This window comes from Sphingobium sp. (genome assembly GCF_048594625.1).
Classification (GTDB): Bacteria; Pseudomonadota; Alphaproteobacteria; order Sphingomonadales; family Sphingomonadaceae; genus Sphingobium.
The window spans coordinates 18,350-30,400 of record NZ_JBMDWL010000033.1; the positions used below are offsets into that span (position 1 = coordinate 18,350).

The 12,051-nt window shown below is 64.2% G+C and carries 13 protein-coding genes and 1 pseudogene; 5 read left to right on the top strand and 9 right to left on the bottom strand.

Features of this window, described 5'->3' with window-relative positions; translation table 11 throughout:
* Positions 1 to 82: 82 nt before the first annotated feature.
* The 9 genes from ACOJSJ_RS04460 to coxB form a co-directional block, all read right to left on the bottom strand.
* Entirely contained in the window at positions 83 to 952 is an 870-nt protein-coding gene (locus ACOJSJ_RS04460) for a class I SAM-dependent methyltransferase (RefSeq protein WP_420143786.1), read from the bottom strand.
* A 12-nt stretch (positions 953 to 964) separates the two neighbouring features.
* On the bottom strand, positions 965 to 2,365 hold the full coding sequence (thrC, locus tag ACOJSJ_RS04465) for a threonine synthase (RefSeq protein WP_420143787.1): 1,401 nt from the start codon (positions 2,363 to 2,365) through the stop codon (positions 965 to 967).
* Between the two features lie 44 nt (positions 2,366 to 2,409).
* Positions 2,410 to 3,057, bottom strand: coding sequence for an SURF1 family cytochrome oxidase biogenesis protein (locus ACOJSJ_RS04470; protein WP_420143788.1), 648 nt, complete (start codon positions 3,055 to 3,057; stop codon positions 2,410 to 2,412).
* Positions 3,058 to 3,168: 111 nt separating this feature from the next.
* On the bottom strand, positions 3,169 to 3,999 hold the full coding sequence (locus ACOJSJ_RS04475; protein ID WP_420143789.1) for a cytochrome c oxidase subunit 3: 831 nt from the start codon (positions 3,997 to 3,999) through the stop codon (positions 3,169 to 3,171).
* Positions 4,000 to 4,122: 123 nt separating this feature from the next.
* Complete coding sequence (locus ACOJSJ_RS04480; protein ID WP_420143790.1) at positions 4,123 to 4,698, bottom strand: cytochrome c oxidase assembly protein; 576 nt, start codon at positions 4,696 to 4,698, stop codon at positions 4,123 to 4,125.
* Positions 4,698 to 4,826 carry a hypothetical protein gene (locus tag ACOJSJ_RS04485; protein WP_269462514.1) on the bottom strand — a complete coding sequence of 43 codons (129 nt, stop codon included), beginning with the start codon at positions 4,824 to 4,826 and terminating at the stop codon, positions 4,698 to 4,700. Before ACOJSJ_RS04485 ends, ACOJSJ_RS04480 begins: the two co-directional genes overlap by 1 nt.
* A complete protein-coding gene (locus tag ACOJSJ_RS04490) occupies positions 4,823 to 5,743 on the bottom strand; it encodes a heme o synthase (RefSeq protein WP_420143791.1) in 921 nt (306 codons plus the stop codon). Before ACOJSJ_RS04490 ends, ACOJSJ_RS04485 begins: the two co-directional genes overlap by 4 nt.
* Before the next feature lie 274 nt (positions 5,744 to 6,017).
* Positions 6,018 to 7,706 carry a cytochrome c oxidase subunit I gene (ctaD, locus tag ACOJSJ_RS04495; RefSeq protein ID WP_420143792.1) on the bottom strand — a complete coding sequence of 563 codons (1,689 nt, stop codon included), beginning with the start codon at positions 7,704 to 7,706 and terminating at the stop codon, positions 6,018 to 6,020.
* Between the two features lie 17 nt (positions 7,707 to 7,723).
* Positions 7,724 to 8,728 (bottom strand): cytochrome c oxidase subunit II, encoded by a 1,005-nt coding sequence (gene coxB, locus ACOJSJ_RS04500; RefSeq protein ID WP_420143793.1) that lies wholly within the window; start codon positions 8,726 to 8,728, stop codon positions 7,724 to 7,726.
* A gap of 291 nt (positions 8,729 to 9,019) precedes the next feature.
* Between coxB and pyrE the strand changes: the two genes are divergently transcribed.
* The 5 genes and pseudogenes from pyrE to ACOJSJ_RS04525 form a co-directional block, all read left to right on the top strand.
* Positions 9,020 to 9,601 (top strand): orotate phosphoribosyltransferase, encoded by a 582-nt coding sequence (gene pyrE / locus ACOJSJ_RS04505; protein WP_420143794.1) that lies wholly within the window; start codon positions 9,020 to 9,022, stop codon positions 9,599 to 9,601.
* 6 nt (positions 9,602 to 9,607) lie between these two features.
* Positions 9,608 to 10,336 (top strand): pyridoxine 5'-phosphate synthase, encoded by a 729-nt coding sequence (locus ACOJSJ_RS04510; RefSeq protein WP_420143795.1) that lies wholly within the window; start codon positions 9,608 to 9,610, stop codon positions 10,334 to 10,336.
* 12 nt (positions 10,337 to 10,348) lie between these two features.
* Complete coding sequence (acpS, locus tag ACOJSJ_RS04515; RefSeq protein ID WP_420143796.1) at positions 10,349 to 10,750, top strand: holo-ACP synthase; 402 nt, start codon at positions 10,349 to 10,351, stop codon at positions 10,748 to 10,750.
* Between the two features lie 41 nt (positions 10,751 to 10,791).
* On the top strand, positions 10,792 to 11,670 hold the full coding sequence (lepB, locus tag ACOJSJ_RS04520; RefSeq protein WP_420143799.1) for a signal peptidase I: 879 nt from the start codon (positions 10,792 to 10,794) through the stop codon (positions 11,668 to 11,670).
* Between the two features lie 22 nt (positions 11,671 to 11,692).
* Positions 11,693 to 12,051 (top strand): annotated as a pseudogene (locus ACOJSJ_RS04525) (AI-2E family transporter); the annotation flags it as partial.

A 12,051-nucleotide genomic window follows, 5' to 3' on the forward strand; every position in this document is an offset into this window, starting at 1 on the left:
GCGGCCTTATCTGTTTGCCGCGATGCTACGCCCCCAATGGTTACCAAAAATTATAGAATGCGCTGAAGCGTTGCCGCGCCGTTCAGCGTTTCCAGCGCGCCCAGATGGCGGTAGGCAGCGCGATGCCCCGCGCCTCTTCCTGCACGGCCAGCTCGCCCGCTTCCACCGTGCCGGGCAGGTCGGCGAACGCCTGACGCAGCAATTCACCGATCGCCAGCGCCGACATGCGCACCGCGTAGACGGTGAGGAACAGGAAGCGGCTGTCCGCATCCAGCAGCGCGCGGCAATTGGCGATCAGGCCGGGCAGATCCTCCTCCAGCCGCCAGACTTCACCATCGGGACCGCGACCATATTTGGGCGGGTCGAGCAGGATGCCGTCATAGCGGCGACCCCGGCGCACTTCGCGGGCGACGAATTTGGCGGCGTCTTCCACGATCCAGCGGACGGGCCTGTCATCCATGCCCGACAGCGCGGCATTGGCGCGGGCCTGCGCCACCGATTTCTTGGACGCGTCGACATGCACCATGCGCGCGCCGCCCGCCGACAGGGCCAGCGTGCCGACGCCGGTATAGCCGAACAGGTTCATCACCTCCGCATCGGGCTTGTCGGCATAGGTGGCGCGCAGATCGTCCCAGATCGGCGCCATGTCGGGGAAGAAGCCGAGGTGGCGGAAGGGGGTGCAGCTGGACTGGAAAGTGACTTCGCGCCAGTGCAACGGCCAGCCTTCGGCCGGGACCGGCTTGTCATAATACCAGCGGCCGCCGCCATCTTCGTCGGACCCCGGAATGAATTCGCCATCGGCGCGCCAGTCGGTGGTCGCGGGCTTCCACATCGCCTGCGGTTCGGGGCGGATGAAGCGGAAACGGCCATAGCGTTCCAGCTTGCGCCCGTCGCCGCTGTCCAGCAGGCCATAGTCCGACCAGGGTTCGCCGATGAGGGTTTTGAGTTCCAAGGTCGGCCCCGATCAGCCGCGCGGGGTCGCGCGTTCCGCGACATAGGCGGTGATCGCGTCGAACGTGCCGGGCAGCTTCACATAGCTTTCCTCACGCGCGAAGAGATCGCCCACGCGCGGGGGCAGCGGCGGGCGCATGCCGGTGGCGCGTTCGACCGCGTCGGGGAATTTCGCGGCATGGGCGGTCGCCAGCGTGACGACCGGAATGGAGGCATCCACGCCGGCGGTGCGGGCGGCGGCCAGACCGATGGCGCTGTGCGGATCGATGATCTGACCCGCCGCATCATAGGCCCAGCGCATCGCCATGGTCATGCCGTCGGCATCGATGCGTGAGGAGGTGAAGAGGCGCGAGGCCCCTTCGCGCTGCGCATTGGTGAGGCGCATCGCCTTGCTCGATTCAAAGCTGCGCATCTGTTCGGCGAGCGCGAGGCCGTCGCGGCCGCCCGCGTCGAACAGCAGGCGTTCGAAGTTGGAGCTGACCTGAATATCCATGCTGGGCGTCGCGGTCGACACGACCTGACCCTGGCTATAGTCGCCCTCCGCCAGTGCGCGGTGGAGGATGTCGTTGACGTTGGTCGCCACGATCAGCTTTGCGACGGGCAGGCCCATCTGCGCGGCGACATAGCCCGCGAAGACATCGCCGAAATTGCCGGTGGGGACGGAGAAGGCGACTTCCCGGTCCGGCGCGCCCAGGCGCACGGCGGCGTAGAAATAATAGACGACCTGCGCCATCAGCCGCGCCCAGTTGATGCTGTTCACGGCCGACAGGTTGAAGCGGCTCTTGAAATCGGCGTCGTTGAACATCGCCTTCACCAGCGCCTGCGCATCGTCGAAGCTGCCGTCGATGGCGATGTTGTAGACGTTGGGCGCACGCACGGTCGTCATCTGGCGCCGCTGGACATCCGACACGCGGCCTTCGGGGTGCAGCATGAAGATGTCGACCTTTGCCCGGCCCGCCACCGCGTCAATCGCCGCGGAGCCGGTGTCGCCCGACGTCGCGCCGATGATGGTCAGATGGTCGTCACGGCGCGACAGGAAATGTTCGAACAGCTGGCCGAGCAGCTGAAGCGCGACATCCTTGAACGCGAGCGTGGGACCATGGAAGAGTTCCAGCACCCAATGCTGATGGTCGAGCTGCACCAGCGGGGTCACGGCCTGATGGCTGAAACGGCCATAGGCGGCGGTGCACAGTTCGCGCAGTTCATCTTCGCTGAGCGAACCGGCGACGAAGGGCGCCATCACGCGCACGGCGGTTTCGACATAGGACAGGCCGCCAAGGGCGCGAATCTGGTCGGCGGTGAAGGCCGGCCAGCTGGCCGGCAGATACAGGCCGCCATCCGACGCCAGCCCGGCCAGCGTCACATCCTCAAACCCGAGCGCGGGCGCGCTCCCCCTGGTGCTCTGATATTGCATAATGGGAAAGCGCGGTAGCGATACGCGGCCCGCTGGGCAAGCGATTAGGCGGTTTTGACAGCGTTCCGGCGACGCAGGGCCAGAATATAGATGCCGACCGCCACGGCCGCGAAGAAGAACCATTGCACCGCATAGGCCAGATGGTTGTTCGGGACTTCCGATGCGCTGGGCGGGGCGACGGGTTTCAGGCCCGCTGGCGCCTGCCGCGCGATCAGCATCGGGCGTAGCGGCGGCGCCTTGCCATCGATGCGGGTGACAAGGGCGCGATGGTCCGGCTCCTGCGAAATCCAGCCTGCGACTTGTCCCCCGGTCCAGTCGGGCGTGTCGTCCGGCTTTTGCCCCACGCCGACCGCGATCAGGACGCCCGGCCCCTCCGCCCCGGTCGCGCATTCGGCGATATGGCGATAGCCCGACGTGCCGTCGGCGGCGCGCCCGGCCTCCACCCGCCAGCCCACCACGCGCAGGCAATGGACGGAGGATGGACGGAACAGGATTTCAGGTTCGACCGGTGGCAGTTTCGGGAAAGCGACGGCAGGACGGCCGGGATTGGCGGCGGCGAGCGCAAGGGCCGCTTCCTTTTCCGCGCGGCGCTGAAACTGCCAGATGCCAAGGCCGATCATGGTCAGCACCGCCAGCGCGACGAGGATCGTCGGGATCAGGGGGATGCGGGCTTTGGCGGGCTGATCGGTCATGCCGGTCCTCGATAGGGCGAATGGGGATATTGGTTGTTCAACAGAGGTCTAAAAGAAAACGGCCGGAGTGTTCGCCCCGGCCGCTCCAATCATCAGGCAAGGGCCATGCCCTCAGCCGCCATGGACCGGCGCGCCCCAGCCACCCCAGACATAGACGGCGACGAAGAGGAACAGCCACACCACGTCGACGAAATGCCAATACCATGCGGCGGCTTCGAAACCGAAATGCTGGCGCGGGGTGAAGTGCCCCTTATAGGCGCGGGCGAGGTTGACGGCGAGGAAGATGGTGCCGACCAGAACGTGGAAGCCGTGGAAGCCGGTCGCCATATAGAAGGCCGAGCTGTAGGGATTGCCGCCAAATTCGAACGGGGCGTGGGCATATTCATAAGCCTGCACGCAGGAAAAGATCGCGCCCAGAATGATGGTGCACCACAGCCCCTTGATCAGGCCGTCGCGATCGCCGTGGATCAGGCTGTGATGCGCCCAGGTCACCGTGGTGCCGGAGCAGAGCAGGATCAGGGTGTTGAGCAGTGGCAGTTCGAAGGCGTTCATCACCTCCACGCCCTTGGACGGGAACATGCCTTCGATCGGGGCGAGCGCCGACGGGAAAAGCGAGAAGTCGAAAAAGGCCCAGAACCAGCCGACGAAGAACATCACTTCGGACGCGATGAACAGGATCATGCCGTAGCGCAGGTGAAGCTGAACCACCGGGGTATGATCGCCCGCATGCGCCTCCGCAATCACATTGCTCCACCAGCTGTAGAAGGTGAAGAGCACGCCCGCCAGACCGATGAGGAAGACCCAGCCGCCGCCCGGACCCATGGCATCGGGATGCATCCACATGATCGCGCCGGCCGCCATGATGAGCGTCGACATGGAACCGAAGAGCGGCCAGATGCTGGGTGGAAGAATGTGATAATCGTGATTCTTGGCACCTGCCATGTCAGTCTCTCTCTTCCCTGTTCGCTTGCGCGATTGTTCCGGCCTGCTCGCTTGCGCGATGTCCTTGCCTGCTCGCTGGGCCGACATTCGGCCCGATCGATTGCACGTTATTCGGATGCGACCTTAGCTTGGCTTCCCATCCTGCTCAACAGGGTAGAAAGTGTAGCTCAAGGTTATTTGTTGCGTATCCTTGTTGTCGGGATCCTGCAAAATCTTTGGGTCCACATAATAGAGGACCGGCATGCGGACTTCCTGCCCCGGTTGCAGCGTCTGTTGCGTGAAGCAGAAACACTGGATCTTCGTGAAATAGGCGCCCGCCTGCGTCGGGGTGACGTTGAAGCTGGCGGTGCCGGTCACGGGCCTGTCCGACATGTTCTTTGCGATGAAGATCGCCATGTCCTTGACCCCCACGGTCACGGTGTCGGTGCGATGTTCGGGGTAGAATTGCCAGGGCATGCCCGGCTGCACATTCGAATCGAAGCGGATCGACATGGTGTGGCCGGTCGCCGCCTGCACCCGGACATCGGCGTCGGCGCGTTTCGTGGTGCCGCCAAAGCCGGTCTGTTCGCAGAAGATGCGGTAGAGCGGGACGGAAGCAAAGCCGAGGCCCAGCATCGCAAGGCCCACCGTCGCCGCCGCGACCAGCGTGCGCCGGTTGCGGCGATCACGGTCGAAGGGGGACGGCGGCAGGCTGGCCATCAGTTGCCGCCCATCTTGGCGATGGTGATGCCGTAGAACAGCAGGACCAGCGCGCCCAGCAGCAGGCCCATCACCAGCGCGCGGCTTTTCTGCCGGGCGCGGATGCGGTCATTTTCCTCCGGCGTCACGCCATCAGCCAGCGGTCAACGACCACCGCCCCGAACAGGAGGAAAAGATAAATGATCGAATATTTGAACAGGCGCTTTTCGGGGGCCATGCGGGCGGGATCGCTTTCCCGGTGGCGATAGACGGCGAAGGCGAGCGCCGCGAAAATCCCGGTGCCCACGATCGCGGCGGTGCCATAGACGATGCCGGTCAGATGCAGCAGCACCGGGGCCAGCGCGGCGACCGCCATGATCGCGGTATAGCCCCAGATGTGGCGGCGGGTGACGATTTCGCCCGAAACGACCGGCAGCATGGGGATACCCGCAGCGGCATAATCGGTCTTCACGAACAGCGCGAGCGCCCAGAAATGGGGCGGCGTCCAGAAGAAGATGAGCATGAACAGCGCGATCGGCAGCGCCGTGATGTCGCCCGTCACCGCCGCCCAGCCGATGACCGGGGGGAAGGCGCCCGCCGCGCCGCCGATGACGATATTCTGCGCCGTCCGGGGCTTCAGCCAGATCGTATAGACGATGACGTAGAAGAGGATCGACACGGCCAGCACCGCGGCGGCCAGCCAGTTGGTCGCCAGCCCCAGCAGCACGACCGAGAAGAAGGAAAGGCCAACGCCGAAATGCAGCGCCGATTGCCGATCCATGCGCCCGGCGGGCAGCGGGCGGTTGGCGGTGCGCTTCATCTTTGCGTCGACGTCCGCTTCATACCACTGGTTGAGCGCGGCCGCCGCCCCCGCGCCGATGGCGATGGCGAGGATGGTGGTGAAGGCAAGGATCGGGTGGATATGCCCCGGCGCGGCCAGCAATCCGCACAGGCCCGTGAACACCACCAGCGTCATGACGCGCGGCTTCGTCAGCGCGACGAAATCGCGCCAGTGCGCGGGCATTGGGGGGGCGTCGGCCCCGGTGGCGAACGGCGTACTGGCCATAATCTCCTCATGGAACGATCCGCATGCGCGGCGCCGCTCCAGCCTTTGATGTCGCATTTCCCACACCGCAGGCCATGGATGGCCAAGTCGAAAATGCTGTCGGGTTCAGACCGGCGCCCTTACACGCGCCGACCGATCCGGGCAATGCGGGCGGGGTGGGCAGATTGTCCGCCCCTATCCCGACAGCTCCCTACCCAGACGGGCCGCAACCCCGGCTATCCCCCGAAGCGCCCCGGCGAACCGGGGCGCGTCCTTAAGCATCAATGCCTGTGCATCAGTGATGATGGCTGTCGTCGATCACCGGCAGCGTTTCGAACTGGTGATAAGGCGGCGGGCTGGTCAGCGTCCATTCCAGCGTCGTCGCGCCTTCACCCCACGGATTACCCTCTGCCTTCTTGCCCGCGAACAGCGACCAGAAGATGTTGATCAGGAAGATCAGCACGCCGACCGCCATGATTTCATAGCCATGGGTCGCGACCTTGTTCCAGTAGGCGAAGGCTTCCGGATAGTCGGGGTAACGGCGCGGCATGCCCGACAGGCCCAGGAAGTGCATCGGGAAGAACAGCAGGTTCACGCCGATGAAGAAGATCCAGAAATGCAGCTGCCCCAGCACTTCATTATACATGCGGCCGGACATTTTCGGGAACCAGTAATAGAAGCCCGCAAAGAGCGAGAAGACCGCACCCAGCGAGAGGACATAGTGGAAATGGGCGACGACATAATAGGTGTCGTGCAGCACATCGTCCACGCCGCCATTGGCCAGCACCACGCCGGTCACGCCGCCCACGGTGAAGAGGAAGATGAAGCCCAGCGCCCAGACCATCGGCGTCTTGTAGCTGATCGACCCGCCCCAGATGGTAGCGATCCACGAAAAGATCTTGATGCCCGTGGGCACCGCGATGACCATCGTCGCGGCGGTGAAATACATCTTCACATTCACCGACATGCCAGTGGTGAACATGTGGTGCGCCCACACGACGAAGCCGACCACGCCGATCGCGACCATGGCATAGGCCATGCCGAGATAGCCGAATACCGGCTTGCGGCTGAAGGTCGAGATGATCTGGCTGACGATGCCGAAGCCCGGCAGGATCATGATATAGACTTCAGGATGGCCGAAGAACCAGAAGAGATGCTGGTAGAGTTCGGGGTCGCCGCCACCGGCCGCATCATAGAAGGTGGTGCCGAAATTGCGGTCGGTCAGCAGCATCGTGATCGCCGCGGCCAGCACCGGCAGGGCGAGCAGCAGCAGGAAGGCGGTGACCAGCACCGACCAGACGAACAGCGGCATTTTATGCAGGGTCATGCCCGGCGCACGCATGTTCAAAATGGTGGTGATGAAGTTGATCGCGCCAAGGATGGAGCTGGCGCCCGCGATATGCAGCGACAGGATCGCCATGTCGACCGCCGGTCCCGCAGAACCGCTGGTCGACAGCGGCGCATAGACGGTCCAGCCGGTGCCCGCGCCATTGCCCGTGCCGCCCGGCACGAAGGTGGAGCCGAGCAGCAGTGCGAAGGCCGGGATGAGCAGCCAGAAGCTGACATTGTTCATCCGGGGGAAGGCCATGTCCGGCGCACCGATCATGATCGGCACGAACCAGTTGCCGAAACCGCCGATGATCGCGGGCATCACCATGAAGAAGACCATGATGAGGCCGTGCGCGGTGATCAGCACGTTCCACAGGTGATAGGCCTGATCCAGCGTCGCGCCGGGACCGTCCATATAGGTGGCCCAGGTCTGAAGGAACTGGATGCCCGGTTCGCGCAGTTCCATGCGCATCAGGCCGGAAATCGCGCCGCCGATGATCCCGGCCATGATCGCGAAGATCAGATAGAGGGTGCCGATGTCCTTGTGATTGGTGGACATGAACCAGCGCTGGAAAAAGGCCGGTTTGTGATCGGCATCATGATGATCGTGATCATGGGCATGATCGTGATGATGATCTGCGGTGATGGTGGTCATGGCGTTCCTACCCCTGATCAGATTTTCGCGTCGGCGGCGGGTGCGGCGTCTGCCGTCTTTTCCGCTTCCTTGCCGGCGAGCGTGCCGCCCTGCGAGAGTACCCACTGGTCGAACTGTTCGGGCGGCAGCGCTTCGATGGCGATCGGCATGAAGCCGTGGCGCGCGCCGCACAGTTCGGAACATTGGCCGTAATAGACGCCCGGCTTTTCGATGGTGAAGCTCTTTTCATTGAGGCGGCCGGGGACCGCATCCATCTTTACCCAGAGCGAGGGCACGGCAAAGGCGTGGATCACGTCCGCGCCGGTGATGATCAGCCGGATCGGGCGACCGACGGGCAGGACCAGACGATTGTCGGGCGCCAGCAGATAGGGTTCGCCATTTTCGGCCGCCTTTTCCTTCGTCAGCATGTTGGAGACGAATTCGGGAATGGCGTTGTCGGGATATTCATAGCCCCAATACCATTGATAACCGGTGACCTTGACCGTCACGGCATCCTTTGGCGCGGGCTTATACTGATCGGCGAGCAGACCGATGGAGGGCACGGCGATGACCAGCAGGATCACCACCGGCACCACGGTCCAGATCACTTCGATCAGCGTGTTGTGCGAGGTTTTCGAGGGCACCGGATTGGCGCTGCGGCGGAAACGGATCATCACGTAGAGCATCAGCAGGGCCACGAAGACCGAGATGATGGTGATGAGCGGCAGCAGCATCTTGTCATGCAGCCAGCGCGCGGTATGGCCGGTTTCGGTAAATTGTTCCTGAAGCGTGATTTCGCCGGGCTTGGGCATCCCGATGCCCGGTGTCGGCTTCATCCGGGGCGGGGCGGCGACCTTGGCCGCGGGTGCGGCTTGGGCAGCGGCGGGTGCGGTGACATTGGCCGATTCGGCCGGTGCCGCCACATTGTCCGCGGTCGGTGCGGCGGTGGCCGCATTGTCCTGAGCCAGCGCAGGCGCATGTGAAACGAGGGTGGGCGCTAAGGCCAACAACCCGGCTAGAACGAGTGATTTCACCTTCTTCATAGCGTCTTCTACCCCGTAACCCCTTGGCGCCGCTGCAACGAAGACGCGCATGTCATGCGCTTTGATCCTCGCCCGTTTGGTTCTTCCGCGGCTTATAAGCATGGTTTTTTTCTGCCTCAAGCATCAGGGAGCAGATTTTCTTCGCTGTTGCAACGCTTCCCTTGGCCGCCTATTCGGCAGGCTCCGCGCACAGGGGCGCAATCATGGCGTGCCGAAGGGCATGGCATGCGGATCAAGAGGCGTATTCGCGCGCAACAAGCGCGGGGTCGCCCGACATGGAAATTGGACGGCATGACTGACGAGGAAGTATTGGCAGAATTCCGGGCAGCAGGGGCGCTGCTCGAAGGGCATTTCATACTGTCGTCGGGCCGTCGCAGTGCCAATTATCTGCAATGCGCCCGCGTATTGATGAACGCCGAGCGCGCCGGGCGCCTCGCCCGCGCCACCGTGCAGAAACTGCCCCGCGAAGTGCGGCAGGACATCGATCTGGTCGTGTCGCCCGCCATGGGTGGCCTGATCATCGGCCATGAAGTCGGCCGCGCGCTGGACAAGGATGCGGTATTTCTGGAGCGGCCCGAAGGCACGTTCGAACTGCGTCGCGGCTTTGGCATCACGCCGGGCCAGAAAGTGCTGATGGTCGAAGACGTGGTAACCACCGGCCTGTCGTCGCGGCAGGCGATCGAGGCGGTCGAGGCGGAAGGCGGCATCGTCGTCGCCGAAGTCGCGCTGGTCGACCGGTCGGCGGGCGAAGTGGATCTGGGCGTGCCCTTCTACCCCCTCGTCTCCATCAACTTCCCGGTTTATGAAGCCGATGCGATCCCGCCCGAACTGGCGGCGGTCCCCGCGATGAAGCCCGGCAGCAGAAAGCAGTAAGCCCATATGACCACGCCCCTGCGCCTTGGCGTCAATATCGACCATGTGGCGACCATCCGCAATGCGCGCGGGGGTGAACATCCCGATCCGGTCAAGGCCGCGCTGCTGGCGGTGAAGGCCGGGGCGGACGGGATCACCGCACATCTGCGCGAGGACAGGCGCCATATCCGCGACGAAGACATCGCGATGCTGATGGCGGCGCTGGACGTGCCGTTGAACCTTGAAATGGCGGCGACGGACGAGATGCTGGCCATCGCGCTGCGCTACAAGCCCCACGCCGCCTGCATCGTGCCGGAAAAGCGCGAGGAGCGCACGACCGAGGGGGGCCTCGACGCGGCGGGGCATCTCGACACGCTGATGCCGATCGTCGGGCAGCTGAATGACGCGGGCGTCCGCGTCAGCCTGTTCATCGAGGCCGATGCGGCGCAGATCGAGGCGGCGATGAAGCTCGGCGCGCCGGTGGTGGAATTTCACACCGGAGCCTATGCCCACCTGACCGGGGAAGCGCGCGCGGTCGAGCTGCGCCGGATCGCCGATGCCGCCGCGTTGGCGGCCAAGAACGGGATCGAGCCGCATGCGGGCCATGGCCTGACCTTCGACAATGTCGCGCCCATCGCCGCCATCCCGCAGGTCGCCGAACTCAATATCGGCCATTTCCTGATTGGTGAGGCGATTTTCGGCGGGCTGGAAGGCGCGATCCGCGAAATGCGACGGCAGATGGATCTGGCGCGGTGATGGAGCTTTAACGTGATTATCGGCCTTGGCTCCGACCTCTGCAATATCGAGCGGATACAAAATTCGATCGACCGGTTCGGGCAGCGTTTCGAACAGCGGGTCTTTACGCAGATGGAGCAGGCCAAGGGCAATCGCCGCCCCTTTACGAAGGCAGGCACGCTGGCCAAGCGCTTTGCCGCCAAGGAGGCCTTTTCCAAGGCGGTCGGCACCGGGTTCAAGGCGGGCGTGTTCATGAAGGACATCGGCGTCGTGAACGCGCCTTCGGGCGCGCCGACGCTGAAACTGACCGGCGGGGCGCTGGCGCGACTGGAATCGCTGATACCCGCAGGGCATCGGCCGGTCATTCACCTGACGCTCACCGACGATCATCCATGGGCGCAGGCCTTCGTCATCATCGAAGCGCTCCCCCTGTGAGCGACAATGTGCGCGACAATCCCCCAAACGAAAGCCAGCCCGTGACGGCCATCGACCTGACAGAAGAGCAGCCCGCCCCCGAAGCACCGCAGGAGGCAAAGGCCCCGGCGGTCAACTGGCTGCATGAGGTGAAGAGCATCGTGCTGCTGATCCTGGCGGTGCTGGCGTTCCACAGCTTCGTCGCCAAGCCATTCTATATCCCGTCCGAATCGATGATGCCGGTGCTGTTGACCGGCGACCGGCTGGTGGTCAGCAAATATCCCTATGGCTGGTCCTATGTGTCCCCCAGCTTCCACCCCCTGCCCTTTCTGAAAGGGCGGGTGCTGGGGCGGCTGCCCGAACGCGGCGACATCGTGATCGTCAGCCCCCAGAACCGGCGCGAGGATTATATCAAGCGGGTCATCGGCCTGCCCGGCGACATCGTGGAAGTGCGCGGCGGTCAGGTGATCCTGAACGGCGTGGCGGTGAAGCAGAAGATGCTGAAACCGCTGCGCATCCCGGTCGACGGCAATGCCCCCTGCCCGCCGCTGCAATTCCCCGGCGCGCTGGTGACGGACAAGGATGGCAGGGCCTATTGCGAATTGCCGGTGCGGCAGGAAATCCTGCCCAATGGCAAGACCTATGTCACCATCGACATGGGGCCGAGCGCGCTCGACTGGTACGGGCCGGTGCGGGTGCAACCCGATCATGTCTTCCTGATGGGCGACAATCGCGACAACAGCGCGGACAGCCGCGCGCCGCTGGAGGAAAATGGCCTGGGCGGGCCGGTGCCCTTCGAAGCGATCGGCGGCCGGGCGGAGTTCATTACCTTCAGCCTGGACGGTGATGCAGGCTGGAATCCGCTGACATGGATTCATGCATTTCGCAGCGGCCGGGCCGGGAACAGCCTGAGACCGCAAAGCGTTACAGCCCCGGAATAAACGGCAGAAGGGGCAACGGGTTTTGAGCGACGCGAAACAGCAGCATGTCGAGGAACCCGGTCCCAGCGAAGTCCGCAGCCCGCTGGTCGCGCAGGAATTGCAGCGGGCGGGCGTGTGGTTCGCCCTTGCCATCGCCATTGCCATGGTCGTGCTGCTGGCGCAGCCGCTGATGCTGGTGATGGGCGCGCTGGTGCTGGCGACGATGATGGACGGCGGCACGCGCCTGCTGGGCCGGGTGCTGCCGATTTCGCGGGGCTGGCGGCTGACGATCGTGCTGCTGGGCGCGGTCGCCTTCATGGCCTATACTTTCTACCTGACAGGCACCAGCCTGACGCAGCAGGCGCAGGCGATGCGCGGCATCGTGGAGGCGCAGGTCGGCCG

Excerpts from the sequence above, each read along its gene's own strand:
- ACOJSJ_RS04490 (WP_420143791.1), bottom strand. The coding sequence starts at position 5,743 with ATGGCCAGTACGCCGTTCGCCACCGGGGCCGACGCCCCCCCAATGCCC.
- ACOJSJ_RS04510 (WP_420143795.1), top strand. The coding sequence starts at position 9,608 with ATGACCACGCCCCTGCGCCTTGGCGTCAATATCGACCATGTGGCGACC.
- coxB (WP_420143793.1), bottom strand. The coding sequence starts at position 8,728 with ATGAAGAAGGTGAAATCACTCGTTCTAGCCGGGTTGTTGGCCTTAGCG.
- ACOJSJ_RS04475 (WP_420143789.1), bottom strand. The coding sequence starts at position 3,999 with ATGGCAGGTGCCAAGAATCACGATTATCACATTCTTCCACCCAGCATC.
- pyrE (WP_420143794.1), top strand. The coding sequence starts at position 9,020 with ATGACTGACGAGGAAGTATTGGCAGAATTCCGGGCAGCAGGGGCGCTG.
- ctaD (WP_420143792.1), bottom strand. The coding sequence starts at position 7,706 with ATGACCACCATCACCGCAGATCATCATCACGATCATGCCCATGATCAC.
- ACOJSJ_RS04470 (WP_420143788.1), bottom strand. The coding sequence starts at position 3,057 with ATGACCGATCAGCCCGCCAAAGCCCGCATCCCCCTGATCCCGACGATC.
- ACOJSJ_RS04480 (WP_420143790.1), bottom strand. The coding sequence starts at position 4,698 with ATGGCCAGCCTGCCGCCGTCCCCCTTCGACCGTGATCGCCGCAACCGG.
- thrC (WP_420143787.1), bottom strand. The coding sequence starts at position 2,365 with ATGCAATATCAGAGCACCAGGGGGAGCGCGCCCGCGCTCGGGTTTGAG.